Origin of the sequence: Mycolicibacterium frederiksbergense, from assembly GCF_012223425.1 — a bacterium.
In the GTDB taxonomy this organism is placed as follows: Bacteria; Actinomycetota; Actinomycetes; order Mycobacteriales; family Mycobacteriaceae; genus Mycobacterium; species Mycobacterium frederiksbergense.
The window spans coordinates 2059151-2085720 of record NZ_CP038799.1; the positions used below are offsets into that span (position 1 = coordinate 2059151).

23 protein-coding genes and 3 pseudogenes are annotated in these 26570 nt (G+C 64.7%); 12 read left to right on the forward strand and 14 right to left on the reverse strand.

The window, feature by feature from the left end; translation table 11 throughout:
* The first annotated feature begins 479 nt into the window (after positions 1 to 479).
* The 3 genes from EXE63_RS32910 (at position 480) to EXE63_RS12960 (ending at position 2538) form a co-directional block, all read left to right on the forward strand.
* Positions 480 to 1106, forward strand: coding sequence for a M23 family metallopeptidase (locus EXE63_RS32910; protein ID WP_230023736.1), 627 nt, complete (start codon positions 480 to 482; stop codon positions 1104 to 1106).
* Positions 1107 to 1210: 104 nt separating this feature from the next.
* Complete coding sequence (locus EXE63_RS12955; protein ID WP_062657516.1) at positions 1211 to 1597, forward strand: BlaI/MecI/CopY family transcriptional regulator; 387 nt, start codon at positions 1211 to 1213, stop codon at positions 1595 to 1597.
* Positions 1594 to 2538, forward strand: coding sequence for a M56 family metallopeptidase (locus tag EXE63_RS12960; protein WP_062657515.1), 945 nt, complete (start codon positions 1594 to 1596; stop codon positions 2536 to 2538). The genes EXE63_RS12955 and EXE63_RS12960 overlap by 4 nt, the downstream gene beginning before the upstream one ends.
* A 14-nt stretch (positions 2539 to 2552) precedes the next feature.
* Here the strand turns inward: EXE63_RS12960 and EXE63_RS12965 are convergent, their stop codons facing one another.
* Together EXE63_RS12965 and EXE63_RS12970 are read right to left on the reverse strand one after the other, a co-directional pair.
* Positions 2553 to 3482 (reverse strand): cytochrome c oxidase assembly protein, encoded by a 930-nt coding sequence (locus EXE63_RS12965; protein WP_084395230.1) that lies wholly within the window; start codon positions 3480 to 3482, stop codon positions 2553 to 2555.
* A gap of 115 nt (positions 3483 to 3597) precedes the next feature.
* A complete protein-coding gene (locus EXE63_RS12970) occupies positions 3598 to 4209 on the reverse strand; it encodes a TlpA disulfide reductase family protein (RefSeq protein WP_062657513.1) in 612 nt (203 codons plus the stop codon).
* Positions 4210 to 4301: 92 nt separating this feature from the next.
* Between EXE63_RS12970 and EXE63_RS12975 the strand changes: the two genes are divergently transcribed.
* Both EXE63_RS12975 and EXE63_RS12980 read left to right on the forward strand, forming a co-directional pair.
* Positions 4302 to 4961 carry a copper resistance CopC family protein gene (locus EXE63_RS12975; RefSeq protein WP_234811960.1) on the forward strand — a complete coding sequence of 220 codons (660 nt, stop codon included), beginning with the start codon at positions 4302 to 4304 and terminating at the stop codon, positions 4959 to 4961.
* A 352-nt stretch (positions 4962 to 5313) separates the two neighbouring features.
* Entirely contained in the window at positions 5314 to 6720 is a 1407-nt protein-coding gene (locus EXE63_RS12980) for an NlpC/P60 family protein (RefSeq protein ID WP_436277748.1), read from the forward strand.
* A gap of 220 nt (positions 6721 to 6940) precedes the next feature.
* Here the strand turns inward: EXE63_RS12980 and EXE63_RS12985 are convergent, their stop codons facing one another.
* The 3 genes and pseudogenes from EXE63_RS12985 to EXE63_RS12995 all read right to left on the reverse strand — a co-directional run bounded on the left by EXE63_RS12985 (position 6941) and on the right by EXE63_RS12995 (position 11646).
* Positions 6941 to 8797 (reverse strand): bifunctional copper resistance protein CopD/cytochrome c oxidase assembly protein, encoded by a 1857-nt coding sequence (locus EXE63_RS12985; RefSeq protein ID WP_230022986.1) that lies wholly within the window; start codon positions 8795 to 8797, stop codon positions 6941 to 6943.
* A 65-nt stretch (positions 8798 to 8862) separates the two neighbouring features.
* Positions 8863 to 10458: a cytochrome c biogenesis protein ResB gene (gene resB, locus EXE63_RS12990; RefSeq protein WP_062657510.1), complete on the reverse strand. Its 1596-nt coding sequence runs from the start codon at positions 10456 to 10458 to the stop codon at positions 8863 to 8865.
* 88 nt (positions 10459 to 10546) lie between these two features.
* Positions 10547 to 11646: pseudogene (locus EXE63_RS12995) on the reverse strand (IS630 family transposase).
* Between the two features lie 277 nt (positions 11647 to 11923).
* Between EXE63_RS12995 and EXE63_RS13000 the strand changes: the two are divergent.
* The 3 genes and pseudogenes from EXE63_RS13000 to EXE63_RS32915 all read left to right on the forward strand — a co-directional run.
* The gene (locus EXE63_RS13000) at positions 11924 to 12307 is read left to right on the forward strand and encodes an ArsR/SmtB family transcription factor (protein ID WP_062657509.1); all 384 of its coding nucleotides are present in this window, start codon (positions 11924 to 11926) and stop codon (positions 12305 to 12307) included.
* Positions 12300 to 14366: a heavy metal translocating P-type ATPase gene (locus EXE63_RS13005; protein ID WP_062657508.1), complete on the forward strand. Its 2067-nt coding sequence runs from the start codon at positions 12300 to 12302 to the stop codon at positions 14364 to 14366. Before EXE63_RS13000 ends, EXE63_RS13005 begins: the two co-directional genes overlap by 8 nt.
* Positions 14367 to 14435: 69 nt before the next feature.
* Positions 14436 to 14757, forward strand: a pseudogene (locus tag EXE63_RS32915) (DUF3703 domain-containing protein); the annotation flags it as partial.
* Between the two features lie 233 nt (positions 14758 to 14990).
* Here EXE63_RS32915 and EXE63_RS13015 read toward each other — a convergent pair.
* The gene (locus EXE63_RS13015) at positions 14991 to 15548 is read right to left on the reverse strand and encodes an MPT63 family protein (RefSeq protein ID WP_062657519.1); all 558 of its coding nucleotides are present in this window, start codon (positions 15546 to 15548) and stop codon (positions 14991 to 14993) included.
* Positions 15549 to 15953: 405 nt separating this feature from the next.
* Between EXE63_RS13015 and EXE63_RS13020 the strand changes: the two genes are divergently transcribed.
* Positions 15954 to 16685 (forward strand): hypothetical protein, encoded by a 732-nt coding sequence (locus EXE63_RS13020; protein ID WP_168142291.1) that lies wholly within the window; start codon positions 15954 to 15956, stop codon positions 16683 to 16685.
* 62 nt (positions 16686 to 16747) lie between these two features.
* Here the strand turns inward: EXE63_RS13020 and EXE63_RS13025 are convergent, their stop codons facing one another.
* Genes EXE63_RS13025 through EXE63_RS13050 form a run of 6 tightly spaced genes read right to left on the reverse strand, consistent with a single transcriptional unit; the run spans position 16748 to position 22884 of the window.
* Positions 16748 to 18868 (reverse strand): heavy metal translocating P-type ATPase, encoded by a 2121-nt coding sequence (locus EXE63_RS13025; protein ID WP_168142292.1) that lies wholly within the window; start codon positions 18866 to 18868, stop codon positions 16748 to 16750.
* Between the two features lie 47 nt (positions 18869 to 18915).
* Entirely contained in the window at positions 18916 to 19245 is a 330-nt protein-coding gene (locus EXE63_RS13030) for a metal-sensitive transcriptional regulator (protein ID WP_062657505.1), read from the reverse strand.
* Positions 19242 to 19400 carry a hypothetical protein gene (locus tag EXE63_RS13035; RefSeq protein ID WP_165605343.1) on the reverse strand — a complete coding sequence of 53 codons (159 nt, stop codon included), beginning with the start codon at positions 19398 to 19400 and terminating at the stop codon, positions 19242 to 19244. Before EXE63_RS13035 ends, EXE63_RS13030 begins: the two co-directional genes overlap by 4 nt.
* Positions 19393 to 21684 carry a heavy metal translocating P-type ATPase gene (locus tag EXE63_RS13040; RefSeq protein WP_062657504.1) on the reverse strand — a complete coding sequence of 764 codons (2292 nt, stop codon included), beginning with the start codon at positions 21682 to 21684 and terminating at the stop codon, positions 19393 to 19395. Before EXE63_RS13040 ends, EXE63_RS13035 begins: the two co-directional genes overlap by 8 nt.
* A gap of 34 nt (positions 21685 to 21718) precedes the next feature.
* The gene (locus EXE63_RS13045; RefSeq protein ID WP_062657503.1) at positions 21719 to 22675 is read right to left on the reverse strand and encodes a DUF8832 domain-containing protein; all 957 of its coding nucleotides are present in this window, start codon (positions 22673 to 22675) and stop codon (positions 21719 to 21721) included.
* The gene (locus tag EXE63_RS13050; protein WP_062657502.1) at positions 22672 to 22884 is read right to left on the reverse strand and encodes a heavy-metal-associated domain-containing protein; all 213 of its coding nucleotides are present in this window, start codon (positions 22882 to 22884) and stop codon (positions 22672 to 22674) included. The genes EXE63_RS13045 and EXE63_RS13050 overlap by 4 nt, the downstream gene beginning before the upstream one ends.
* 369 nt (positions 22885 to 23253) lie before the next feature.
* On the opposite strand from EXE63_RS13050, the gene EXE63_RS13055 reads away from it, so the two are divergent.
* The gene (locus EXE63_RS13055; RefSeq protein ID WP_230022958.1) at positions 23254 to 23814 is read left to right on the forward strand and encodes a hypothetical protein; all 561 of its coding nucleotides are present in this window, start codon (positions 23254 to 23256) and stop codon (positions 23812 to 23814) included.
* 83 nt (positions 23815 to 23897) lie between these two features.
* On the opposite strand, the gene EXE63_RS13060 is transcribed toward EXE63_RS13055, so the two are convergent.
* A complete protein-coding gene (locus EXE63_RS13060) occupies positions 23898 to 24038 on the reverse strand; it encodes a hypothetical protein (protein ID WP_168142293.1) in 141 nt (46 codons plus the stop codon).
* A 135-nt stretch (positions 24039 to 24173) separates the two neighbouring features.
* Here EXE63_RS13060 and EXE63_RS13065 point away from each other — a divergent pair.
* Positions 24174 to 24434, forward strand: a pseudogene (locus EXE63_RS13065) (BlaI/MecI/CopY family transcriptional regulator); the annotation flags it as partial.
* Positions 24435 to 24611: 177 nt separating this feature from the next.
* Here EXE63_RS13065 and EXE63_RS13070 read toward each other — a convergent pair.
* Complete coding sequence (locus EXE63_RS13070; protein ID WP_064961321.1) at positions 24612 to 25346, reverse strand: winged helix-turn-helix transcriptional regulator; 735 nt, start codon at positions 25344 to 25346, stop codon at positions 24612 to 24614.
* Between the two features lie 392 nt (positions 25347 to 25738).
* Between EXE63_RS13070 and ripB the strand changes: the two genes are divergently transcribed.
* Positions 25739 to 26410 carry an NlpC/P60 family peptidoglycan endopeptidase RipB gene (gene ripB / locus EXE63_RS13075; protein ID WP_230022984.1) on the forward strand — a complete coding sequence of 224 codons (672 nt, stop codon included), beginning with the start codon at positions 25739 to 25741 and terminating at the stop codon, positions 26408 to 26410.
* Positions 26411 to 26570 lie beyond the last annotated feature (160 nt).

The following is a 26570-nucleotide window of genomic DNA, read 5'->3' on the forward strand; positions in this document are numbered from 1 at the left end:
AATATGGAGCTTCTGGCGCTTGCTGAATCGTTCTGGCTCAGTTAGCGTCTCGCCATCGCATAACAAAACGGTAACGGTGAGGGAAGTTGGATTTGGCGCTGCAGCGACCGGGTGCGCCCGGGGCACACCGTCGGTCTGCCGACCCCACCGAGGTCCTTCCCGTCTGCGCTTTGGACAACACCGCAGCGCCACTGGTCGGTCGCAGCCCGTTCGCAAGAGACATCGAAATCCTGCAGGCACCCGAACTCGACGACACGAACGACCTGTTCGAACAAGCGCCCCGGTCGCTTCTCAAACCTCGGCCCGATGTCGTTGTTGGGCACCAGTCCCCGGCTCGCGACGGTTCGAGCAGCCTAAGCTCCGAACGCCCAAGACCGTCCGCTTACCGGATGCGAAAGACGCCTCCAGCGCGTCGCCCCAAACCCGGCTCCCACCGCAAGACTCGGCGAACCGTCGGTCCGGCCCACAGCAGACTGATCATGACCAGCCTTGCTGCCGGAGCGGTCGCCGCCGCAGCCCACGCGGCGGCCGAAACTGCGCAGCCAGGCACGCAGTCGACCGCGATGATGGCGTCCGCCGGCCCGGCCGTAGCTACTTCGGGTATTCAGATCGTTGCGGTGAAGAGTGCGTCCGAGTCGGCGGTCCATACCGAAGAGGTGGCCCGCGGTGCGGCTTTCGCTCGTGATCGCGCTCAGCGAGAGGCGCTGCTGCGGCGCCCACAGTTCGTGTATCCGACCAACGGAATTTTGACATCGACATTCGGAACCCGCTGGGGCACCCTGCATGCAGGATTGGATATCGCCAATGCGGTCGGTACCCCCATCTATGCCGCCGCTGACGGCGTGGTGATCGCGTCGGGACCCACTCCCGGTTACGGCATGTGGGTCAAGATTCGCGGCGCCGACGGCACCGTCACGCTCTACGGACACATCGACACCACCACGGTGCAAGTCGGCGATCGAGTGGTCGCCGGTGACCAAGTCGCCACGATGGGTAACCGAGGGAACTCCACCGGCCCCCACCTGCATTTCGAAGTTCACCTGAACGGATCGGTAAAAGTCGACCCCTCGACGTGGTTGCGGATCCGCGGTGTAGCCATCGACTGAACAGGAGTCACCCCGCCACGAACACGTGCCGGCCTCCTCGCTGTATCGGCTTCCTTGGCGCTCACACCGTAAGCTGTCTACGGACTTAGTCAGGAGGTTCCATCATGGCGCGAGTGCGCGGCTTCGGAGAACTAGAGGCGACGATCATGGATCGTCTATGGAGCCGCAGCGCGGATTCGGGTGCCACGGTCCGTGAGATCTTGGACGATCTGCTCACCGCGCGCGATATCGCGTACACCACGGTCATGTCGACGATGGACAATCTGCACGGCAAAGGCTGGCTCACGCGCGAGCGCGAAGGCAGAGCCTATCGCTACCGGCCCACCCTGACTCGCGAAGAGCACAGCGCCCGCCTCATGCTCGATGCGCTGAGCGGCGGCGGCCGCTCAGAGGCCGTGCTGAGCCATTTCGTCGCGCAGATCGACGCCACCGAGTCGGCCGATCTTCGCGCCGCACTGCGCCGACTGGCGCGCAAGGCGGGGCGGCGATGACCGTTGCGGCAGCATTGATCCTCTATGTCGCGACGGTACTTGTCGCGGGGCCACGACTTCTGCGCCGAATCACTGCCGAAGGGTTTGCACCCCGTCTGGCGATCACCGCCTGGCTGGCGGCTGTCGTGACGGTGATCGGATCCGCTATCGCGGCGGTGGCGATGACGTTGGTCGAGGCGGCGGGGCACTGGGACAGCCCCGATGTTCTGCTTGCTTCGTGCGTCGAGCGCCTACACGCCATTCTGATCGGCCACTCCGGGTGGCCGGCACAAGTTGTGGCCACCGCCGCCGTCGTCGGTGCGCTGAGCGGCCTGGGTGCAGTGTGTCTGCGTGGGGTGCGGGCGCTGCGCCGCATGCGCGCCCACACCCTCGACCACGCCGACGCGGTGCGCTTGGTGGGCCGATCCGATGGCAGCGAGCTGGTCGTCATCGAGGCGCCCGAACCCGCCGCCTATTGCGTCGCCGGACGCCCGGCCGCCATCGTTGTCACCTCTGCAGCCATCGCAGCGCTCAATGAGCAGCAACTGGCCGCCGTCATCGCCCACGAACGTGCGCACTTGGCCGGCAGACACGGCTACATGGTCGCCGCGGTGCGCGGTATCGCCGCGGCACTGCCTGGAATCAGCTTTTTCACCGTCGCTGCCACCGAAGTGTGCGCCCTCCTGGAAATGTGTGCCGATGACGCCGCCGCGCGCCGGCACGGCCGTCAACCGCTCCTTGCCGGGCTGCTGACCCTGTCGGGGGCCGTGGTACCGGCCCACGGGCTGGCTGCGGCAAGTGTGGCGGTCCTGGCTCGCGCCAAACGTCTCACCGATCCACCCAAACCGCTGGTGCAGATCCGCCATCGCATCACGCTCAGCGGCGCCGTTGCGGCCATTGCCGCCACACCTGTAGCGATCGGGCTGCTCGCCGTGTCAGGCGCCCTGATGTGCTTCGCATGATCCACACGAAGTACTTACCCGCCGTTTCGTAGGTCTGCCGAGTCGGGCGCACTACCCGGGGGTTCATGCAACCTGCGGAGGAAGGCGTTGTAGGCCTCCAACTCCGCGTCGCGACCCTCGACGTCGGCTTCCGACTTCGCTGACTGAGACTGCTCATCACGACGCCACCGAATGGCAAAGATGAGCACGATCAACAGCGCCACGGGCTCGCCGTAAGACCACGCCAACGCGCCGGCCACCGCCTGATCGGCGACGGGATCGACATTCCAATTAACTGGAGGCTGCGCGAAGGTCTCAGTGAGCGCTCGGGGCGCCATCATCAGAATGACCCCAATAAAGACGTGCAACGGCATCTCGACGAAGATATCGAAGAACCTGCCGAGATTGCTCTGCCGCACAGGCAACGGACCTGTGGCAAGAATCGGCACGATGAACAACAGACCGCTGGCCAAGAAAAACACCTGCAGAGCCAGGTGACCGCCGACACTGGCCGCGGCCGCGTCGAACAGGTCCGAAAGATACAGCCCGTAATAGCTCAACAGGAAGACCGGAATGGTGAAACCGGGATGCAGTACAACCCGACTCGCCCGGCAGCGTAGCGCAGCTAGTGCGACGATCAGGACGTATCGCCCAAGACCGCGATGGGCGGTAGACCTGAGCAGGAGCTGGCCAGGCGATCCCAGGACCAACAGCGGCGGCACAAGGATTGACAACGTCAGGTGCTGGAACATGAAAGCACTGAATAAGCGATAGCCATAGCTGTCGATGGCCAGACCGGTCACCGCCGCCAGCACGGTACAGCCCGACAGAAAACTGGCGGTCCGCGTCCAACTCCACCGCCGACCAGTTGTTCTGACTTTGTACACGGCGAGCAGATACCAACTGGCCGCCCCGATCGCGACCAGCGGAAGCAACGGAACCGGGGGCGGTAACCAGTCGAACATGCGCAAGACCGACGGCGGATCCGTCGGCAGCGTGAGCTCACCGATCACGACTGTCGTTCCTGCGCACCGATGGGGACCGAGCTAATGTCCGTGCGTTTCCTGCATCGCCCGCCATCTACTGTCCGCCGGCCCCGGTCATCGGTTCTGAGGCGAGGCGGCGGACAACGGGTTCGAGATCTGAGGCCAACAGTGCGCGCAGGAAGACCGCCGCCACACGGTGGTCACGGTCGAGCACTACCGTCGACGGAATCACCGTGGTGGGATACCGGCCGCCGAAGGCGATCATCGTGCGCATCGACGGGTCATAGATCGACGGGAAAGTGACATCACGATCGACGATGAAATCCACTGCAGCCTGACGATTGTTGTCACGGACATCGATACCCAGAAACGCCACCCCCTCATCGCGGGTTGCGGCATACACCTGCTGCAGCTCCGGCATCTCGGTGCGGCACGGTGCACACCATTGACCCCACACATTGATGACCACGACCTTGCCGGCGAAATCAGACAGTGACACCGTGCGATTCACATCCAGAAGGTCCGGTCCGCTGATCGGCCCGGGACGCGACCGGTTTTCGGGCGGGTCATAGTAGATGTCGACCTGCCCACCGGGAGCAACGAACTCGAAACTCCCACCCTGCGCGACCGCACCCGCACCTGTTGAACAACCCGTTATCAGGCCGACGAGCCCCAACACCGCGGCCACGGCGATCCACCGATTCATGCGTCGCCGCAATGGCCGGGCACGCTATACCTGGTCATTGATCTCCCCACACGCCAGATTCTACGTATTTACTACGTAGTATAGTAGCCGGTTTGGCGGCCGACCAGAATGGAGTCAGCACCATGCTCTCGATCATGCGCCTGTTCGTGACGTGCTTGACCACGTTGGCATTTGTGACGCTGGGCTCCGGGACAGCCGGAGCCCATACGGCGATGACCGCGTCTAATCCGGCAGAGGGATCGACACAAGCCACGGTCCCGAACCGCATCACCTTGACCTTCAACGAGGACATCAACGCCACCTTCGCCAACGTCGTCCTCAACGACGCCGATGGACGCAACTGGCTGGCAAACCCTCCGCAGGTACAGGGACCGCAACTGAGTGTCACCCTGGGCCCAGACCCAATCCCCAACGGCGTGTACACGGTTGGTTACCGCGTCTTATCCGCCGACGGCCACCCTGTATCAGGGTCGTACACCTTCACCCTCGATGCACCCGTAACCAATCAATCCGCGCCCAACCCGAACACCACTACCGCTACCGCGCCAGCTGCCCCGGCACAGCCCGCACCTTCGCCAGCCGAAGCGGATACCGGCACCTCGACAGCGATACTGCGGGCAGCCGTGGCCGGCGTCGCCGCAGGGGGCGTCATTGCGGCGTGGCGAGCAATCAAGCGGCGACGCAGTGCCAGACTCAACGAACAACGCTCCTCAACGGATGCGCCTACATCGCATGAGGAACCCCACGCCTGAAGCTTCTGCCTACCGCCGCCGGCGACATGGCGTGAGCCCCGTTGCACGACAGCCGTTATCAGCAGTCCAGTGCGCTGTTCGCGCAACGTACAACCACGAGAATCTCCGCACCTCACGCTGCCGCCGAGATAATTCGGTGTCACCCGCAGATATCCCTGCGCGCGAACGGCATGTCCGGTAGGCGACGCCTGTATGGCACAGGCGGCGCTTTTGACTTGCGGCGATACCTTTGCCACCCAATGCTTTACGGCGTCAGGTCACAGCTCTGTGACAGATGTGATCAGTGAGGCGCCAGTGTTATACGCTCCTCCGTAATACGTAGTTACTCAGTAGTTGATGCTGCTGGCGACCGGTGGAAGGCGCGCCCATGGGCTTCCTGAGAAGACCGCTGCTTCTCGCTGTGGCGACGCCTCTGGTCTCGATGCTGGTGGCCAGTGGTCAGGCGATTGCCATTGCCGAACCCGACAGCCCGCCACCGGACGTCATCGCCAGACTGGTCGGCGATGTCGCGCGAGCCGACGAGCAATTGGCCACGCTGCAGGCTGAGGTCCACAACCAGCAAGAATCAGTCATGAAAGCGCTCCATCAGGTCCAAAGCGCGCGTGAAGCCGCCGGCGCCGCGCAACTCACACTCGACTCCGCGCAGCGCGAAACCCAGGGTGCCACCGATGTCGTCGAGCGCGCTCAGCAACGGTTCGACGATTTCGCTGCCGCCCAGTACGTACGCGGACCGGCCCAATGGCCGCTGGTGCCATCAAGTCCCGAGCAGGCGATGTCCACGGCAGCGGCCCAGCAGGCAATGGGGCTGGCCTTCTCCGAGGCGCGAGGAGTCCTGCAGCGAACGCGGGTCACCCAGACCAATGCGCAGTCAATGGCCCGCCTGGCCCAAGAACGCGCCGATCAGGCCGCACGCGATGCCCAGGCCCGCTACGACGAGGCCGTCCAGGCCCTGCGCGCCACCGAAGCGGCGTTCACCACCAAAGAAGAACAGATCGGCGCCGCAGCCAGCACAGCTCGCCTCGCACGTCAACGCCTGCAACAGGTCCGCCGCTCATCGGCACCAGCGGACGAGCCCGCCTCCTCGCCTACCGGGCAGTCGGCACCGCAACCTGGCAGCTGGGATACCCAATACCCCGCACCCCACAGCGACACCGGCTGGGACACCTCGAAACCAGCTGTGCCTCGTGCCGATTTAAGTGATCCGGTAGCCATCGTCAACTCCGTCTTGCAAGTCTCCGCGGCCTCCGCGCAGCTCACTGCGGATCTGGGCCGGCGGTTCCTGTCCAAATTGGGTCTCATCCCGAGCCCGGCACCGTCGACGGCAGCGACACCCGGCCGGATTCCACGGCTCTATGGCCAACAGGCGGTGGAGTTCGCCATCCGCAGAGGAATGTCACAGTTGGGCGTTCCCTACTCCTGGGGTGGCGGCAATGCCGCCGGACCGACACGAGGAATCGATCAAGGTGCAGGGACAGTCGGCTTCGACTGTTCAGGCCTGATGGTGTTTGCTTTCGCCGGCGTCGGTATCAACCTCCCGAAATACTCGGGAGCTCAATACGACCGTGGGCGCCGTGTTCCCGTCGCGCAAATGCGACGTGGTGATCTCATCTTCTGGGGCCCCGGCGGTAGCCAGCACGTTGCCATCTATCTCGGACAAGGGCAGATGCTGGAATCGCCGTTCACCGGGTCCCAGGTGCGGATTGCTCCCGTGCGATCCAGTGGCATGACGACCCATGTTGTCCGGCTGATCGACTACTGAGCGCCAACCTGACCCACCAGGCGTGCGCACACAGCCCGATGACCTCAACTTTTGCCGACACAGGTCATCGCGGCCTGCGTTCAGCTACGCCAGCGCTGTTACAAGGCCCTCGTCCGCATGCGCGCGGCCACGCCGACAGAGCGCTTCATAACCAGACAAAGTCGAACATGCTGCCGCCCAATAGAATGCGCCGTAGTTGAAGTCGCCAACGAGGTGTTCATCACTTGGCTGAGCTCGCCGCCGCACCCGAGGGATCCGGCCGGGTGCGCCCGGACGCGGCCGTGGTCGCGCGCCGCCACAGCGCGAGTGTCAATGCGGCTGCCGTGATCGTCGCACCAGCCGCAACGACGTATCCGCCTTGGCGTTGGTCCTGCAGAAGATCGACCGGCCAGGGCAGTTGCAGTGACCGATAATAGGCTTCTCCGATGATGTCGGCTCGGTGCGCCGTCATCAGACCAGCACCCAGATAGACGGCCAGTGCGCCGAGCGTCGCAACCACGGCCGACGCTGGTCGGTGCCTGCCGCGCTGGCCGAGGACCGATTCGAAGAAGAGCCAACCGCTGCCCAGCACATAGCCATTCATCAGCAGGTGCGTGGAGTGCTTGCCGACGGCGATGGCGAACAGCCCGCCGAGCAACAGCACGGCAATGCTCGAGCCGAAAATCAGCGAAGCGACGACCGGTCGGAGGAGGAACCGCATCAGCGATGACCCCGCCGCCGCCACCAGCCACTCCCGGCGCCCGGGCGGCGCCCCAGCGTCGGCCCTCGGCAGCGTCAGCAACGCCAGCCTGCCGGGGGCACCAGTAACCAGCAGGACCGGCACAACGGTGGACAGCAACATCAAGACGAGCATCTGGATGCTGAAATCGACCGGCATGTAGGTACCGAGTCCCGACGAAGTCGCCAACAGCAACACCGCGCAGCCCAGCACCCAGCACCCGGTACGCGACCATGGCCACCCGTGACCACGGCGGCGCAGGCGGTACGCGGCGATGACATACACCGCGGCCATGACGACCGCGGCCGTACCGAAGAACAGGTCAAAACGCCAGTCCCCCATCATCCGCCAAACATTCGGGGGCCCGGCCGGGACGAAACCGATCGCAGCCTCGGTCGGGCCCGGTTCCGACTGCGCCACCGGTGGTGGCGGCGTCCGACCGAGTCCGACCGCAATTCCTACTGCAACACCAAAAATCACCGCCTCTGCCAGCGCCAGGCGCATCATCGGGCCGCGTGCAGTTGGATCGGATCGCAAAGCAGCAATACCTGAGCGTCGTTGTCTCCAGCCGAACACACCGAGTGCTGCGAGCGCGGCCAACTTTCCGGCAACCAACAGGCCGTACCGACTGTCGAGGTCGCTGATCCCCACCCGGATGCCGGCATTGATCAGGCCACTGAAGCCTATTGCGACGAAGCACCACAAGGCCAGCGAAGAAAACCGGCGAACAGCCAGGGCGAGGTGTTCGCCGTGGCGGATGCCGTAGCAGAGTACCGCCAGTAGCCCACCCATCCAGACGGCCCCTGTTCCCAGGTGAATGAGCAGACTGTTCGTGGCCATATCGTGCGCACCACCGGAGGAAGAGTGCCCCGACAGTCCGATGGGCACCAAAGTCAGCAAGGCGATACCCAAGCAGACGGGAACCCATTTCCAGCGCAGCACAACGCTACTGAGCGCCGCCACCGTCGCGGCCAGTGCGGCAGTCCAACGCCAGGCGTTCGTCGTTTCCACCATGCCCGCGGCACTCCAGATCTGCGCCGGCGTGAGCGCGGTGACCGGTCGGCCTGAAACATCGGAAACAGACAAAGCAACCAACAGGATGGCGCTGGCCGCCCACACCCCAGAGGCAGCGGCGCCCAGCCGGACCGCACGGTAGCCCGCCACATCGAGCACCCCGCTGGGCTGCGGGGGCACAAGAAACGCCGCAAACAGGAACGCGCCGACAGCCACCACGGCGGCGACCTCTCCGATAGCGCGGGCCGCCGGCAAGCCCAGTGTGGTCACCGGCCCCGAATCAGGCAGGCCCGTCGCGGTCAACACCTCGTCCAGCGACCACGACCCGATTGCGGCAGCGGTCATGCCGGCCAATACCGCCACCGTCACCAGCGTGGCTGTCACCGCAGCTTGTCGACTCGCCACAGCTTTCATTGGACCGTGTCCGTACGGTGCCGGGCACGAGTTTCACCGGCGGAGTGCGCATCCGGCACCAAGCGGGTGACCAAGCGGTCGAACTCCTCGCCCCACCCGGCATTGTCCGTTCGCGCCAGCCCGCCGAACTCGATGGACACCAGGCCGGAGGTGGCCGAGTGGCGGATTTTGACCCACACTCTGCGGCGTCGAACAATGAGCGACACCAGAAGACCGGCCATCATGGTGATGGCGAACACCAGCACCCAGATCTGGGCCGGGTCATAGGACAGCTGCAGGCTCACAAAGTCAGTCACCGCGTCGAAGCGGACCACGGTGTTGTCCTTGAGCCTGACCTGCTCGCCGAGGCGCAGATTGACCCGCTCCATCCGCTCAAGCCTCCCCTGTCCGATCATGCGCTGGTCCAGGGAGAAGATCGATTGCGGCCTCCCGGAGTCCATTCCGGTATCGCCCTTGTAGACGTCCACCGCCACGGCGGGATCGTTAGGGGCAGGGAACGCTGACGAAAGAAGCTTGCCGTCGAGCTGCTCGGTCGGAGCCAGCAAACCTTCGATCGCGATCTGATTCTTGCGGCGCTCGTCATCGTCAGGAAAACTGCGCGCCGGCGGATCGAAACGCATCGCGCCCGATGACAGCAACGTCTGCAGATCTTCAGGCTGCCACTGCAGCGTCTGAGTACGCGACTGCCCGTCGGGAAACGTGACGGTGAACGTCGGGGCATAGCCATGGCCCAGCAGGTACAACCGCACACCGCCCACCCGAAGTGGATCATTGACCTGCAATCGATACGGTTGCCACACGTTGGAGGTGAGGTCATCACCGGCTTGGTAATCGATATCCGCAGCGAATCCCACGGCCTGCCCGTTGGGCAGGAAATCGGCCTCAAAACCATTCACACGCACACACATCGGGAACAACTCCGTGCCGTCGACTGTCGTCCCTGGCCGGAATGCGTCGAATGCCGCGGCCGACGCAGAACAAAATCCCGGCCCCCCATCGGCGATCACAATGACATTGCCTTCGTAGGCGTAGAGCTTGCCGGCTGCGAGCGAAATCAGCAGGCCGATCAGTGAGAAGTGAAATATCAGGTTCCCGGCTTCTCGCAAGTATCCGCGCTCAGCAGCGATCTCGACGCCGTCCGCGCCGCGACGGGTGACCGCACGCCAACCCCGCAGTCCGGCACGAACCTCGCGCGCACGCTGCCAAGGATCGCCCTCGGCGACGACACGTCGATACTTCGGCAGCCGTGAGAGGTTACGTGGAGCAGGGACCGGTACCGCTCTCAAACCTCGGCCATAATCGGCCAAACGTGCTGTCAGACAACCAATCAAGGATACGAACAATAGGATGTAGATCGATGTGAACCATATGCTGGAGAACACGTCGAACACCTGAAACCGGTCCAACCACGGTCCGACTCTGGGATTGTCCGCGATATAGCCTGCCACCGTCGTCGGATTGACGGCGCGCTGCGGCCACAACGCACCCGGTATTGCCGCCAACGCCAGCAAGAACAACAAGACCAAAGCAGTGCCCATCGAGGTCAGCTTGCGCCAAGCGCTGCGCAGGTACACCACAAGGCTTCGTGTCATGTCGTCCCAGCGGCACCGGCACTACCGGCGACGTTATCGCCGACCCCGCTTACTGTGCGACCTACCGGCCCGGCTGTAGCTATACCACCTAGTGGTCCGTCTGCGTATTGACCTGGTGGAGAGAGGCTCTGCCGCGTCGGACTTTGGTGATGATGTCCTCGGCGGGGCTTTCCAGATGAAGGGTTTGGGATCGGCGTTCCAATGGGTGGCCCAGGCGATGATGGCTTCGGAGAGTTCGGCGACGCTGGTGAAGGTTCCGCGGCGCAAACGTTTGTCGGTGAGTTCTTTGAACCATCGCTCGATCAGGTTCAGCCACGAGCTCGAGGTCGGGGTGGGATGCATGTGCCAGCGGCGACGATCCTTGTGCGCCAACCACTTCGCGATCTCAGGCGTGGAATGCGCTGACAGGTTATCCAGAACGACGTGTACAGAGAGTCCACGCGCGACGCTGGCGTCGATCTGCTTGAAGAACCGCAACACGTCCGCACCGGTGTGGCCTTTGCGCAGGTCGGTCAGGACCTCGCCGGTAGCGACGTTCATCGCGGCGAACAAGTCGATGGTGCCGTTGCGCTTGTAGTCATGGGTCATGGTTCCGGCGCGGCCGGCCTTCATCGGTAACGATGGTTGAGTACGGTCCAACGCCTGGCACTGGGTTTTCTCATCGAAGCTGAACACCACCGCCCGCGCGGGTGGATTCATGTACAGCCCAACGACATCGACCAGCTTCTCCTCAAACCGCGGATCGTTGCTGACCTTGAAGGTTTCGACCTTCCACGGCTTGAGCTTGTGATCGGCCCAGATCTTGGCCACCGAGTCCTTGCCGATCCCGACCCGGGCAGCCAACGTGCGGGTACTCCAATGCGTCGAGCCGTCGGCAGGTCGCCCCTGATGGGTCAGCCTCAATACTTCTTCGACCGTGCCCGCCGGCAGACTCGACTTACGTCCACGCCCTTTGGCGATCCGGCCCACCCCCTCGATCCCCTCCTGGGCGAACCTGGAACGCCAGCGCCGCACCGTGTCCGAGTCCACACCGCTGCGCCGCGCGATCTGCTCGTTAGCCACCCCGTCAGCAGCCCACAGCAGCGCCTGCGCCTGCACCACTTGCCGATGCGGCAACGACGTCGAGGCCGCCATCCGCTCCAACTCCGCACGCTGCGCATCACTGACCGGCAACGCGACAGCTGTCATAACAGGCATACTACAAACTACCAGATTAATTCACAGACAGACCACTAGGGTGCGCCGTCGAGGCAGAGTCGGTGACGCTGCGCGTCCCGCGAGGCCGGCGGTTCTAAGCATGCGGGTACGCACCTCTTTCTGCAGTTTCCGGGCCGAGCATTCGCGTGCTCGTTGCAGGCTTATCTACTGAGATGCTACGTAGTTTAGTTGACCGTCATCGGGCCGCATCGCCTAGGGCGCCGAGCCACGAGTGGCTTCATATATCAACATACTTTAGTATGTTCGTATGATTGAGCCGGTGGCTACTTGCGAACTTCTCTGCCTAGACCTGCCTCATGCGGAGCATATTCGCGCCACCGTGCCCGACGCCGAAACCGTGCAAGCGGCCGCAGCGGCTTCGCGCGGTCTGGGAGACGCCACCAGGTTGGCCATCGCCGCGGCGCTCGTTACCGGCGACGAGCTGTGTGTTTGCGATGTGGCCTGGGTGGTCGGGTTGTCGCAGGGACTGGTGTCCCACCATCTGCGCCAGCTCAAGAATGCCTCCTTGGTCTCGTCACGCCGCCAGGGCAAATTGGTCATGTACCGGCTGACCGAGCGCGGTCGCCAGCTGACGGCTGCCGTCCTGGGCAACGTGCCGGCCCCGGCGGAAAGGGTGACTGATCGTGTCTGACGCGTGCTGCGGCCCCCAGGACCTCGCCGAACTGGACTCAGGTCCCGAAGAGCTCTGGCAAGTACGGGAACTGCAGCTGGCAACGCTAGCCGCGCTTCTGTTGGGTGCGGGCTGGATCGTGGGGCGGATCGGGTACGACGATGCCGCAGTTGCCGTGGAGTTGATCGCGGTGTGTGCCGCGGCCTCGACCTTCGTCCCAGATGCAGTACGCAACCTTCGCCATGGGCGTATCGGTGTGGGCACGTTGATGATGATCGCCGCGATCGGTGCCGTCGCGCTGGGGCAGTTCGCGGAGGCGGCGCTGCTTGGCATCCTTTTCTCGATCGCTGAAGGTTTGGAACATTATGCCGTGAGCCGGACACGGCGGGGCCTGCGTTCGCTGCTGGCGTTGGTGCCGCCGAAGGCATCGGTTATTCGCGGCGGCAGCGAAATCACCGTGGCACCCGATGATCTGGTCGTCGGCGATGTCATGGTGATCCGCCCCGGCGAGAGAGCTGCTACAGACGGGTTCATCCGATCCGGTCAGACCAGTCTTGATTTGTCGGCCATCACCGGCGAATCGGTTCCGGTGGAAGCCGGACCTGGCAGTGAGATCCACGCCGGTGCGATCAATGGCGGCGGCGCAATTGAGGTCGAGGTGACCGCGCTGGCTGCGGACAGCTCACTTGCTCGCATCGTCCATATCGTCGAAGATGCCCAGGAACGCAAGGGGGCAGGCCAGCGGATTGCCGACCGCATCGCCCGCCCACTGGTTCCGGCGATCATGATTTTGTCCGCGCTGATCGCTGCGGCCGGTGCGCTCTTCGGCGACCCGATGCTCTGGCTGGAGCGGGCGCTGGTTGTGCTTGTCGCCGCGTCGCCGTGTGCGCTGGCCATCGCGGTGCCGCTGACGGTCGTCGCGGCCATCGGCGCTGCCAGTCGTCAGGGCGCCCTGATCAAGGGCGGTGCGGCAGTCGAAGAGCTGGGCCGGATCAAAGTCATCGCACTGGATAAGACCGGCACCCTTACCCGCAATCAACCACAGGTGGTCGAGGTTGTCACCGTGGACGGCGTTGGCGCCGCAGACGCGCTGAAACTTGCCGCAGCGCTTGAGGCACGCAGCGAACACCCTCTGGCGCAGGCGATTCTGGCCGCTTCACCCGATGCTCCGGTGGCCAGCGACGTCACTTCCGTGCCGGGTCACGGACTGCACGGCCGCCTCGGTGAGCACCACCTGCGCCTGGGTAAACCCTCGTGGGTCACGCCAGGAATCCTGGCCGGGGAGATCGAGCGGCTGCAGGCCGCTGGCGCCACGGTGGTGGTCCTGGCGTGCGACGGCAATGTGCTCGCGGCGATCGCGGTACGCGACGAGCTTCGCCCCGAAGCGGCTGAAGCCGTTGGCCTGTTACAGCGACTCGGCATCACCGTGGCGATGCTCACTGGCGACAACACCCGCACCGCGCAGGCACTGGCTACCCAAGCCGGCATCACCACCGTGCATGCAGAACTACTCCCCGAGGACAAATCCGCCCTGCTACCGACGATCGCAAAGGGCCGCCCGATCGCTATGGTCGGCGACGGCGTCAACGACGCACCGGCTCTGGCCACCGCTGATGTCGGTATCGCCATGGGCGCGATGGGCACCGATGTCGCGATTGAAACCGCCGACGTGGCCCTGATGGGTGAAGACCTGCGCCACCTACCTCAAGTGCTGGCACACTCACGGCGGGCCCGGCGAATCATGGTCCAGAACATCGCGTTCTCACTGGCGATCATCACCATCCTGATACCGCTGGCTTCATTCGGTGTGCTCGGCCTTGCCACCGTGGTGTTCATCCACGAGTCCGCCGAAGTGCTCGTGATCCTCAACGCCATCCGCGCCGCCCGCACCCGCGCTTTGCCCGGTGTGAACGTCCCGCCGCGAAGCTCTCAGGTTCACGGCGTCAACATCGGCCCACCCAAGCAGGTCGCTGACACCTGCTGTGGGCCGATGATCCCCGACCCGACGCCCGCAGTTGCATCTGTGGACCACGGTTGCGACTGCTGCGCCCCGCCGAGGATCAGCCACACCGGGAAGTGACCGACTTCCCTGGGCGACGACCCAACTTGCTGTGAACACGATGTCACTCAACAGAAGGGAGTGAGTGTGATGACAAGAGTCAGCGACAGCGTGCGAGGGCTCTATCGCGCCGAAATGAACCCTGCCGCCACTGCCGACGACCTAGTAGTGCGGCGGCGCCACCTGGAGCGCGCCCATATCGTGTCCCAGCCGGATCCGTGGCTGCATACGTGCAATCACGCCGCGATGCTCAACTTGTGCTGCGCCAGCACGACCGCCGAGAGGCACTCGGACAGGTGCTGCGGCTGATCGTTGCCGCTCCAGGCTCGCTATCCCGTCGGCAATACCGGCCGCACATCCCGTCGGACTCATGACACCTATGCCGATGCCCGCTGATCTTCGCGCTTTAACACGAAACCTCCTAGGGGCGCGGCGAAGACGCCGAAAACATCCAAGCCGTGCGACCGCTTGGCAAGTCCGCGAAACACGGCGGCTTGCTTCTCTAGAAAAAGCGGCGAACGCGCGTTCCGCCGTCTCGACTCGGGGCCACTACGAGGGCTTCCGGCTCCTCGTTCAATTCCGCCGCGACGGAATCGACGCCACGCTCGGCCATCACCGGTGAACTAGCCCGGTAGGACCGCAGGGCTACATCTTTCCGCGACAGCCGGGGCAGGGGCCTTGCATGTCAGCGCACATAGGACAGTTGTCCATCGACATTGTCATGGACCCGTTGCAGCACCACATCAGCTTGGTCGTGCCGTTGTCGTAGATGACCGCCATGGGCTCTGAGCCGGTGACATCGAAGTAGAGTGCACCAGTCGAGGATTGGCCCTGGCCAAGGGTACTGGCCGGAAGTCCTTGGGGGCTGGCGATCTGCCACAGAACGGGGTAGCGCTGCCCGTCTGCGGTGACGGCATAAAGGTTCGGAATTATTGGAGTCACCGTGCCGCTTGCCGCTCGGACGGTGGCGGATGCTTCCCACACTTGACCGCGAGCCGCGTACCCGGGCAGCACGGCAGCGGATGTCCGAAGATCACTGACGATCCACTCCTGGACGACAGCGCCTCCAGCGTCGGTCAGTTGGTGAGGCGAGCCGAATTGATGATCGCAAGCCATCGCGGCAACAGCCGGTGGAGCGAGAGCGGCCGACACAGCGAAAATCGTCGCGAAGACGAATGTTGACAGGGAGGCGCGGAACCGCATGGTGAGTGTCCTTCCGTACGAGTGAGAACGCGTCAACCAGTAAGTCGCTGTGACCACCAATGGCAAGCCGAAGCCTTCAGTCCCGACTTCATAAGGCATCGCCACCAGCCTGGCGCGTATGAACGGCCGCACGCTGCGGAAGTTCACTGCCCCAGCGTTAGTCACCCGAGTATGGGTTGGTCCGACTTCTCATAAAGATCTGATGAAGATGTGGCCCCAGGTAAGCGACGCCAACAGACGATGACGTGCGGTGGCGACAAGTAACGTGCCGCTGCGCGGCTGGCGTTTGTGCCGCCGAGAACCGAGGCACGGTAGACGTCAGCCCCGTGACAGAAGAATCTCGGTCAGGTTGAGATGTGGTGTCGCCTAGCTGGGTTGCCGTGATGGTGGTGCCATCATCGGACGGTGGCTATCAAGGCGGCTCCCAGAACCGACAGCAGGTTGGCTGCTCGTTGCGCCGCACTAGCTTCTCTTGGGGTCGCAATCGTTCATTTTGCGGTGGTGCCGGCGCATTGGCAGCAATGGCCGCTGTCGGGGCTGTTTTTCGGTGCACTGGCTGTGCTTCAGCTGGTTTGGGCACGTGCGGTGCTTGTCAGGACTACCACCCCGGTACTGGCTGCAGGGATCTTGCTCAACGTGGGGGCCGTGGCCTTGTGGGCTCTGTCCCGCACGGTGGGCGCGCCGTTCGGTCCGCATGCCGGTCAGCCGGAATTGGTTCAGGGCGCTGATTTGTGTGCTTTGTTGCTTCAGATCTACATCGTGATGGGTGCTGGCTGGATCTGGTATCGCGGGTTGCAGGGCGAACCGGTTTCGGCGCTGACGAGTGCTGGGGTGTTACTAGGAGCGGTCAGTGTTGTCGCGCTGGCGTCGACGGTGGGCGTCGTTTCAGGTCAGCGCCATGGCGATCATCACGGTCCTGCGGAGGCCGGTGCCGGCCATCACGGAACCGAAGCCGGCTCCGCCGAGGGGCATCACGGCCACGAGCCCGGCCCGGCGCCGGTCGTTCCGCTGAACGTCAGACCAGTGCAGCCGCCGCAGGCCCCGCCGCCTGGCGAAGCCACCGTCTCGCCGGCGGCACCGCCGATTATCGAAGCGCCGGCACAGCCCCTGCACGATGACACCAGCCACGAACACTAGCGATACCGCAGCAGCCTGCTTCGGGCTGTGGGGCTTCGGGATGCTGGCGGACCATGATGGGGCTAGCGCTGCAATACGGCCTGGGCGCTGGCTTCGGGTCGAAGGTCCAGACGCCGCAATACCTGTGCGTTGAGCGCCACGACGATGGTCGACAGCGACATGAGAATGGCGCCGACTGACATCGGCAGTACGAAGCCGACGGGCGCCAGGATCCCGGCGGCCAGCGGTACCGAGATGAGGTTGTAGCCTGCGCCCCACCAGAGGTTCTGTTTCATCTTGCGGTAGCTGGCGCGGGACAGTTCGATCACCGAGAGCACCGAACGCGGGTCTGAGCTGGCGAGGATGACTCCGGCGGAGGCGATCGCGACATCGGTTCCGGCGCCGATGGCGATGCCGACGTCGGCCTGCGCAAGTGCGGGAGCGTCGTTGACTCCGTCGCCGACCATGGCGACTTTCTTGCCTTCGTGCTGCAGTGCCGCCACTTTGGATGCTTTGTCTTCTGGGCGGACGCCGGCGAAGACTCGGTCGACGCCTAGTTCCTGTCCGACGGTGTTGGCGACAGCTTCGGCGTCGCCGGTGATCATGACGACTTCGACGCCGAGCTTGTGCAGCGCATCGACGGCCTCGCGAGATTCTGGGCGTACCTCGTCGGCCAGGCTCAGACCACCGATGACGACCCCGTCGCGGACCACGTGCAGGATGATGGCGCCGTGGGCGCGCCATTGCTCGGCTGCTTCGATTTCGGGTTCACCGAGTTCTTCGAGCAGTCGAGGGCCGCCCACCCGTACTTGATGGCCGTCGATGGACGCGCTGACGCCTACGGCCGGCGAGGATGTGAAGCCGCTGGCGCGTGGAACATTGAGACCTCGGTCGGTGGCGGCTTTGACGATGGCTTTGGCCAGTGGGTGTTCACTGTCTGTTTCTGCCGCGGCGGCCAGCGCGAGGACGGTTGCTTCATCGTGGTCGGCGACGGTCTGCACCGCTGTGACAATGGGCTCGCCTTTTGTCAGGGTGCCGGTCTTGTCGAAGAGCACCGCGTTCACGGTGCGCATGCCCTCTAATGCGAGCCGGTCTTTGATGAGCACGCCGCCGCGGGCGGCCCGTTCGGTGGCGATGGACACGACTAGTGGGATGGCCAGGCCCAGCGCGTGGGGGCAGGCGATCACGAGGACGGTGATGGCGCGAACGACCGAAGCGTCTGGGTCCCCGACGATGGCCCAAACGAGCGCGGTGAGGGCCGCGGTGGCGACCGCGAACCAGAACAACCAGCCGGCGGCGCGGTCGGCCAGGCGTTGGGCTCGTGAGGATGAGTTCTGCGCTTCGGTCACCAGGCGTTGGATACCGGCGAGGGCGGTATCGTCGCCGGTCGCGGTGATCTGTACGCGCAGACCGGAATCGGTGGCCACCGTGCCTGCGGTGACGCCATCGCCGACGCTGCGACTGACCGGTCGGGATTCACCGGTGACCATCGACTCGTCGATGTCCGCGCGCCCGTCGACGATGGTCCCGTCGGCGGGAACGCTTCCACCCGGGCGAATCACCACCACATCGCCGACCCGCAGCTCTGCCGGGGACACTGTGACTGTGTGCTCGCCTTCGACCTTCTCTGCTTCGTCGGGCAGCAGGGCAGCCAAAGTGTCTAGCGCCGATGTTGTCTGGGCCAGTGAGCGCATTTCCACCCAGTGCCCCAGCAACATGATGACGATGAGCAGGGCCAGTTCCCACCAAAATTCAAGTTCGTGGTGCAGCAAGCCCAAGCTCGCACCCCACGACGCGAGGAACGCGACTGTGATGGCCAATCCGATCAGCAGCATCATTCCCGGTTTGCGGGTGCGGATTTCGCTGACGGCGCCGGTGAGGAAGGGGCGCCCGCCCACGATGAACATGACGGTGCCGAATACGGGTGCGACCCACTGTGCACCTGTGAAACGCGGAATGTCGTAGCCGACGAGCATGGCGAACATCGATGAGAACGCCACGACCGGAACGGCGATGATCATGTTGACCCAGAACAGCTTTCGGAACTGAGCGACATGGTCACCATGGCCGCCGTGACCCCCGTGCCCTTGGTGGTGTTGTTCCGTGTCGGCTGCCGCGCGTGCCTCGTGGTCGTGGTGACCGCCATGTTCGGCGTGCCGATCAGCGTGGGGGGTCGCTTCGGAGGGGTCGGGGTGGTGTGTCATGTGTGTCCTTGAGTAGATCGCGGCGGCATTGGGGCGGTTCGCAAACGCTAGGAGCGCACCAGCCGCGCGATCGCCTCGGTTGCTTCGGTCAGTTTCGCGTCTGCCGCGGGGCCGCCCGCGGCGGCGGCGTTTGCGACGCAATGGCGCAGGTGGTCGTCGAGCAGTCCGAGTGCTACCCCTTGCAAGGCTTTGGTCAGAGCGTCGACCTGGGTGAGGATGTCGATGCAGTAGCGGTCCTGCTCGATCATCCGGCTGATTCCGCGGGCTTGGCCCTCGATCCGCTTGAGCCGTGCGAGATACCGCTCTTTGTCCGTGATGTAGCCGTGGTGGCCGACATCGGTCGTCGCGCACTGGCCCGTACCGTCTGTGGTGGTCATTGATTCCTCGCTTTCACGCTCGAAGGTCGAGGTGCGGCGGCGCTGCTCCAGTCGATATCCAGCAGGTTCGGTGCAGTAGGGATGTCTGCTACTGCCGCAGCCTTGTCCTCGCCATCGGCGCAGCAGCAGCCGGCCCGTTGCAGTTGTTCAGTCACGACGACTGTCCTTTCTATCGCTGTCTGTCTGGTTGAAGGTGCTGGCAAATCCGCGTAAGCGCAGGCTGTTGGTGACGACGAACACACTGGAGAAGGCCATCGCCGCGCCGGCGAGCATGGGGTTGAGCATGCCCAGGGCGGCCACGGGGATGGCAGCGACGTTGTAGGCGAACGCCCAGAACAGGTTGGTCTTGATGGTTGACAATGTCCTGCGGGATAGCCGGATTGCGTCGACGGCGCTGCGCAGATCGCCGCGAACCAGGGTGATGTCGGAAGCCTCGATCGCCACGTCGGTGCCGGTACCCATGGCCAGACCGAGGTCGGCCTGAGCCAGAGCCGCAGCGTCGTTGACACCGTCGCCGATCATCGCGACGGTCTTGCCTTCGGCCTGCAGCCTGGTGATCACCTGCACCTTCCCTTCGGGCATGACCTCGGCGATGACGGTGTCGATTCCGACGTCCTCGGCGATGCGGCGGGCGACGGCCTCGTTGTCTCCGGTCAGCAGCACAGGGGTCAGCCCGAGTTGCTTCAGTTGCGCAATGGCCTGCGCGCTGGTGGGTTTGACGGTGTCGGCGATGACCAGGATGCCGCGGGCCTGTCCATCCCAGCCGACAGCGACGACGGTCTTTCCCTCAGTTTCGGCGTGAGCCTTGGCCCGCACCAAGTCGGGATCGAGGTGTTGTGCCCAGTCGGCCAGCAAGGTCTCTCGGCCGACGACGACGGCGTGCCCGTCAACGACGCCCTGCACGCCCTTGCCTTGCACGTTCGCGAATTCCTCGACCGTGGGAAGTGTTCCGGTCTCGTCTCTTGCCGCGATAGCGATCGCTTGGGCAATGGGGTGTTCGGAGGCGTCTTCGATGGCACCGGCCAGCCGTAGCAGGTCGCCGCGGGTGGTTCCCGGCGCCGTGACCACGTCGACGAGGGCCATTTTCCCGGTGGTGACGGTGCCCGTCTTATCCAGTACCACGGTGTCCACGGTGCGGGTGGACTCCAGCACCTCGGGTCCTTTGATCAGAATGCCCAGTTGTGCGCCCCGACCGGTTCCCACGAGCAGCGCGGTGGGGGTGGCCAGTCCGAGCGCGCACGGGCAGGCGATCACCAGGACCGCGACGGCCGCGGTGAACGCGGCGGCGACGGGGAAACCAGCCCCGAGCCACGCGCCGAGGGTGATCACCGCGACGGCGATCACGATCGGCACGAAGACCCCGGAGATCCGGTCGGCCAGGCGCTGCACTTCCGCTTTGCCGGTTTGGGCGTTCTCGACCAGTTTCGCCATGTGAGCCAGCTGGGTGTCGGAACCGACACGGCTGGCGCGCACGACCAGGCGGCCACCGGCGTTGACCGTGGCGCCCACCACGTTGTCGCCGGTGCCGACTTCGACCGGGACGGATTCGCCGGTCAGCATGGACGCGTCAACTGCTGAGGTGCCGGACACCACCACGCCGTCCGTGGCGATCTTTTCCCCCGGTCGTACGACGAATTCGTCGCCGGCGGCAAGCTGGTCGGCGGGGATTTTGGTTTCGGTGCCGTCGCGCAGTACCGAGACTTCTTTAGCGCCCAGCTCCAACAGTGCGCGCAGCGCGGCGCCGGCCTGGCGCTTGGACCTTTTCTCGAAGTAGCGACCGGCCAGGATGAAGGTCGTCACCCCCGCGGCTACTTCGAGGTAGATGTTGGCTGCGCCATGGGAGGGGGCCAAGGTCAGCGTGAAGGGGTGCGTCATTCCGGCCGCGCCTGCGGTTCCGAGGAACAACGCGTAGAGCGACCACAGGAACGCCGCTAGGGTGCCCATCGAGATCAGCGTGTCCATCGTGGCGCTGCCGTGGCGCAGGTTGGCCCACGCCGCACGGTGAAACGGCCACGCTGCCCACAGGACGACCGGGGCTGCCAAAGTCAGTGATGCCCACTGCCAGTAGGTGAATTGCAGGGCCGGGATCATCGCCATCGCGATGACCGGCACCGACAACGCGGTGGCCGCGATGAGGCGGTGACGCAGCGCGAGCAGTTCGGGGTCGGCTTCGCTCGCGGAGGTGTCATCGGTGGTCTCTACTGTGCTCCCGGCCAGTGTGGCGGTGTAGCCGGTCGCTTCCACCGCAGTGATCAGCTGCGTCGGGTCATACCCGTCGGGCACCGCCACAGCGGCCTTTTCGGTCGCGTAGTTGACCGAGGCGGTGACGCCGTCGATCTTGTTGAGTCTGCGCTCAATTCGGTTCGCGCAGGAGGCGCACGTCATGCCGCCGATCTTCAGCTCGATGCTCGCGGCGGACACCGGTGTCGATGTCGTCATGGATGCTCCTTTTTTCTGGGGGCCGGTATCGCGGTCAGTGCCCGCTGTGGCCGGCGCTGTGATCCGGATCTGCTGTCGGTGCGGTAGCGCCGAGGCCGCTGCGGGTGGCATCAACAGCGAATGTCGCGGTGTGCACTGTGTCCTGTATTTGGAAGTCGAGATAAAGCAAGTAACGGCCGGCGGTGGGTGCGGTGGCCGCGAACGGCACCGTTGGTCCACCGTGGTCCCCCGGTGACGGCACAGCGCCTTCGGGATGTACATGCAGGTAGGCAAGGTCGCCTTCACGGAGCGCGACAAGGTGCCCGAACGCACCCAGATACGGTTGCAACGCGGTCACGGGCTGGCCGTCGCGGGTGATGCGGGCGGTGAGCTGTGCTGATGTCCCCGCGGTCATGGTTCCCTGTAGCTCTACGGTGTATCCGCCGACCCGGTCCACCGTGCGCGGGTCTGAAGCCGGCAAGGGCGCAAATGTTCCAGCCACCTCAACGGTACGAGTGAGCGTGCGCTGGCTCCCGCCCGTGGGCGCGAAGTCCGCGAAGACCCGGTAGCTGCCTGCGGCTTTCCAGGTCCACGGAATGGACCACGTGCCGCTTCGGGGATCCAGGATCGGATGCACATGGGCGTAATGACTTCCGTCAGAACGCACGACGATCAGGTGTAACTGCTTGTCGTGAACGGTGTCGTAGTCCCGCAGCGGCTCTCCCGAGGAGTCCAGGATCGAAAAGCTCAGGATGCCTCGGGCATCGACGGTGCGTGGCGCTCGCACCGGCAGCAGCTGATAACCGTCCCGAGCGAGCGACAACCCTGCGGGGTCCCCGACCGGCATGGCGCCCGGCGCCGGCGGCTCGTTGCTGGCGAGAGGTTTTGCCGTCGAGCTGGCGTTCCCTTGGGCTGCGGGGGCGGGAACGACGGCCGCCGCGGTGGCGTAGGCGGCACCGAAAGCTACGACCATTACCACGCAGAAGGCGGCCAGTCGTCCCGCGGCGTTCATGCGACCCGCACCGCCGAGTAGCCGGCCTCGGCTACGGCAGCCACAACCTGCGCGTCATCGACAGACCCGTCAGATGTCACGGTGAGCGCGCCGGTCTTGGCGCTTACCTCGACATCTCGGACCCCGGCGACGCCGCCGACCTCCTCGCGTACGGATGCCTCGCAATGCCCGCAGCTCATCCCCGTGACGGCGTACTTGCTCGTACCCATGACTGAACTCCTAACTTCGCTTACCGTTTATACCCCTACCGGGTATGTGTACCTAGGCTATACCCCCACGGGGTACGGCACAAGGGGCAGTTCTCCGCGGCTTTGATGACCGTCAATGCTTATCGGGGTATCCCTACGAAGGGCGAGACGGTTGGTGATGCGAACGTTGCACGTCGGGAACGATGGCTGGCCACTGATGGGCGAGGTCGTCGGCCACGGCAAGCTGGTCATCATGTTGCACGGCGGTGGGCTGCCCGATCACCACAGCATGTGTCGGCTTGCTGGCCGCCTTGCTGGTCGGTATCGCGTTGCGCTGCCAGACATTCGAGGGTACGGAGCATCGCGTTGCCCCGACCCGGCGTTGCACCGGTGGGATCAATACGTCACGGACACCAAGGCGATCATGCCTCCAACATCCCCGAATCGCCCGGTCGGCAGTCGTCATCAGCGCTGAAGCTATTGAAGACGACAGGGAAAAAAGCCGCAGACAAAAGGCTGACGAGCCAGTTCGCCGATCGCGCCCGCTCTCGCGGCTTACAGGCCGCGTGGGAGCTGTTCATTCCTCACCTCCAGCCGCTCATAACTAACCTCGTCACCGAGGCTATTCCGCGCGCTGACGCCCAAAGCGCGGCTGCCGCAGTGGCAATCGGCAATGACCGCGCCGTCGCGATAGTCGAAGAACTCCGGCGCATCGACACTCCGACCCTCATCATTGCCGGCGATGACACACGTCATCCCACGCACTTGGCGCGTTCGCTCGCCGACGTCCGTCCGATGGAATTTTTGGCGCGGGCCACCATGTCCGACCTGCTGGTCAACGCTGACGACATGGCACATGCCTTCGCCTCGGAAATCGAGGAATTTCTCGCCACCACGTCCGACCCGGAAACTCAGCCCCACCAAACGCAGCGGCGAAGCAACCTCAAATAGCCACCTAGGGCGATTTGATGGTCCGCCTGTCACCGGTGATGCTGTGGCGCTTCTGTTAGCGACCGCCGCCCATCGCGCAGCCGTCAGCCGCAGCAGGACTTTCCCTTGTCCGCCGCGATGGCACGGCGCCCGCTGGTGATGCCGCCCAGCGCACACAGAGCAATGCACTTGGCGACCGACCGCGCCGTCGCACTACGGAGCATCCGGCGCACCTTCTCGCCCATTTGCATCCAACCCTTCCGCCGACTGTTATACCCCCCGGTGGTATGCAAATACTAGCCCGTGGGTTGTCATCTCACAATGGGTCAGCACTCGACCTGCGGACTTGAACTCGATGTCGGTCCGCGCGGTCCAGCGGGGACATCGCCTACACCACGGTCATGTCGACCGTGGACAACCTCCACACCGAGGGGTGTCTGACCAGGGAGCGCGAGGGGCGAGCTTACCGGTACCGGGCGAGGTTGACCCGCGAGGAGCACAGCGCGCAACTCATGAGCGCCGCGTTAGCCGGTGGCGGGCGACCCGACCTCGTGCTCAAGTACTTCTTGGAGCAGATCGGCACCGAGGAGTCCGACACCATCTGCCGCGCACTGCGCCGCGCGTCCCGAGGCGGACGGTGAACGTCGAGGCCGCTGGCGACGGCGCGAAACCACCACACCTGCAGCCGTGATAGAACGCCCTACTCCCCACCGGATTTCGGCGGTATCAGGCGCCGTCGAGACGAGCGCACGCAGCCACACAATGATCGCGCCACACCTGCATCATTGGATGGTGACCGCGCTGGACGACCTTACGTGCTACGCGACGGCCAGGCGGTATCCGACGCCGCGCACGTTCAGTACCAGTTCGGGATCGTCAGGATCGTCTCCCAGCCGACGCCGTAGCGCACCGATGTGCACGCCGACCCGGTCGGCGGTGGCGTTCGACCGCGGCCCCCAGACGGCCTCCGTGAGATCTCGGCGCGTCACCACCGCACCGCGACGCCGGGCCAGTTCGACCAAGATGTCGAACTGAGTGCGGGTCAACCCGATGCGCTCATCGGCGACCCGCACTTCACGTAGACCAACGTCGATCGACAGCGATCCGTACGAATAGCGTGGCGGCGCAGCGTCGCCACGCTCAACGCGCGCTTCGGTGGCGGTCCAACGTCGCAGCGCGGCCCGCACCCGCGCCGCGAGTTCACGGCTACTGCGTGGTCCGGTGAGGACGTCGTCGGCGCCTGCCCGCAGGCCCGCAACGACGACGCTCTCGTTGTCGGCACTCGAGTGCATCGTGACGTGGGCGTCGCAGACGTCGCGGATTCCCCGGCACACCTGCATCACCGTCCCCCCCAGCGAATCCACATCGAGGGCAACGAATCCGGGCCGCAGGCGGTGAGCGACCCCGACCGCCTCACCGGCGTCGTCGGCCACCACCAGGGACACCTCATCGGCGCGGAAATGGTCGGCGACGGCCTCGATCCATCTGAGGTGGTCGCCAACGATCAGCAGCATCGTCGGGGCCGGTATCGCCGTCATTGAACGGTCACGCATCCCTACATACTGCCCTACTACGTAGCTACATATGTGCTTCACAGTATGGTGTGTCGCTCACCGCGCATATCGCCACCGGTCACCACCTCGCGCGTCGACCCGCTGGGTACGGACGAACCCGGGGTCCGCAGCCGTCCGGAACCGCTCGCGCGCAACGCACCCGGCGACGGCGAATTTGTTACGGAAGCGAGACGAGAGGCGCAAGTCATCCCCCGTGAACGATGTTAGCGTTTGATACCAGAACGTGGTACGTACGTACTGCCCTATTACGTAGGTATGCGGCGAGTCCGTTGGCGCGTTGCCGCAGATCGTCGCGGGATCCCGCCCGTGCCCAGCACTGGCCGACGATCGAGAAGGTGAGGACCGTGTCCACCAAACTATCCCGGCGGAAGGTGCTGAGCTGTTCGGCCGCGGCGGTGCTGACCGTGGCCTTCTCCGCGCCCGCAGCCGCCGAACCCGCCGATGGAACCTGGGATCCGAGCCTGCCCAAGATCGCGAGTGCGGGCGCGCCGGGTGATCCGCTCGCCATCGCCAACGCCTCGCTGCGCGCCACCGCGATAGCCACCCAGACCACGATGGATCTCGGCCGCAACTTCCTGCGCAGTCTGGGGTTGGGCGGTGCTGAGCCCACCGCCGGTCCGCTGGCATCTGGCCGCGTGTCGGGAAGCCGGGCCATCGAGTACGTGATCCGCCGCGCGGGCACCCAACTCGGAGTGCCCTACTCCTGGGGCGGCGGCAGCCTTACCGGACCCAGCCGCGGCATAGACCAGGGTGCCGGCACGGTCGGTTTCGACTGTTCCGGACTGACCCGCTATGCCTTCGCCGGCGTCGGCATTCTGCTGCCGCGGTGGTCCGGTCATCAGTACAACGCCGGCCGCAAGGTTCCTCCGTCACAGGCGCGGCGCGGCGACCTGTTGTTCTGGGGCCCCGGCGGCAGCCAGCACGAGGCGCTCTACCTCGGAAACGGTCAGATGCTGGAGGCTCAGCAGACCGGTGTGCCGATCAAGATCTCTCCGGTTCGCCTGTCGGGAATGACTCCCTATGTGACGCGCATCATCGAGTGACCTGATCGCCACCCAACCGAGGAGATCATGCAGTCCGCAACGCCCATTTACGACGCGTTGGTCGAGGAAATGCTCGGCCCGCTAACTGATTTCGTGCCCCAATGGCTGATCGGCCGGCGCGCTGAGCACCCGCGGCCACCGTCAGAGACCGAGCCACGTC

What these genes read in the sequence shown, in the direction of transcription:
- EXE63_RS32910 (WP_230023736.1), top strand. Translation starts at nt 480, where the DNA reads ATGACCAGCCTTGCTGCCGGAGCGGTCGCCGCCGCAGCCCACGCGGCG.
- EXE63_RS12955 (WP_062657516.1), top strand. Translation starts at nt 1,211, where the DNA reads ATGGCGCGAGTGCGCGGCTTCGGAGAACTAGAGGCGACGATCATGGAT.
- EXE63_RS12960 (WP_062657515.1), top strand. Translation starts at nt 1,594, where the DNA reads ATGACCGTTGCGGCAGCATTGATCCTCTATGTCGCGACGGTACTTGTC.
- EXE63_RS12965 (WP_084395230.1), bottom strand. Translation starts at nt 3,482, where the DNA reads ATGTTCGACTGGTTACCGCCCCCGGTTCCGTTGCTTCCGCTGGTCGCG.
- EXE63_RS12970 (WP_062657513.1), bottom strand. Translation starts at nt 4,209, where the DNA reads ATGAATCGGTGGATCGCCGTGGCCGCGGTGTTGGGGCTCGTCGGCCTG.
- EXE63_RS12985 (WP_230022986.1), bottom strand. Translation starts at nt 8,797, where the DNA reads ATGACCGCTGCCGCAATCGGGTCGTGGTCGCTGGACGAGGTGTTGACC.
- resB (WP_062657510.1), bottom strand. Translation starts at nt 10,458, where the DNA reads ATGACACGAAGCCTTGTGGTGTACCTGCGCAGCGCTTGGCGCAAGCTG.
- EXE63_RS13000 (WP_062657509.1), top strand. Translation starts at nt 11,924, where the DNA reads ATGATTGAGCCGGTGGCTACTTGCGAACTTCTCTGCCTAGACCTGCCT.
- EXE63_RS13015 (WP_062657519.1), bottom strand. Translation starts at nt 15,548, where the DNA reads ATGCGGTTCCGCGCCTCCCTGTCAACATTCGTCTTCGCGACGATTTTC.
- EXE63_RS13025 (WP_168142292.1), bottom strand. Translation starts at nt 18,868, where the DNA reads ATGACACACCACCCCGACCCCTCCGAAGCGACCCCCCACGCTGATCGG.
- EXE63_RS13030 (WP_062657505.1), bottom strand. Translation starts at nt 19,245, where the DNA reads ATGACCACCACAGACGGTACGGGCCAGTGCGCGACGACCGATGTCGGC.
- EXE63_RS13040 (WP_062657504.1), bottom strand. Translation starts at nt 21,684, where the DNA reads ATGACGACATCGACACCGGTGTCCGCCGCGAGCATCGAGCTGAAGATC.
- EXE63_RS13045 (WP_062657503.1), bottom strand. Translation starts at nt 22,675, where the DNA reads ATGAACGCCGCGGGACGACTGGCCGCCTTCTGCGTGGTAATGGTCGTA.
- EXE63_RS13050 (WP_062657502.1), bottom strand. Translation starts at nt 22,884, where the DNA reads ATGGGTACGAGCAAGTACGCCGTCACGGGGATGAGCTGCGGGCATTGC.
- EXE63_RS13060 (WP_168142293.1), bottom strand. Translation starts at nt 24,038, where the DNA reads ATGGGCGAGAAGGTGCGCCGGATGCTCCGTAGTGCGACGGCGCGGTCG.
- EXE63_RS13070 (WP_064961321.1), bottom strand. Translation starts at nt 25,346, where the DNA reads ATGCGTGACCGTTCAATGACGGCGATACCGGCCCCGACGATGCTGCTG.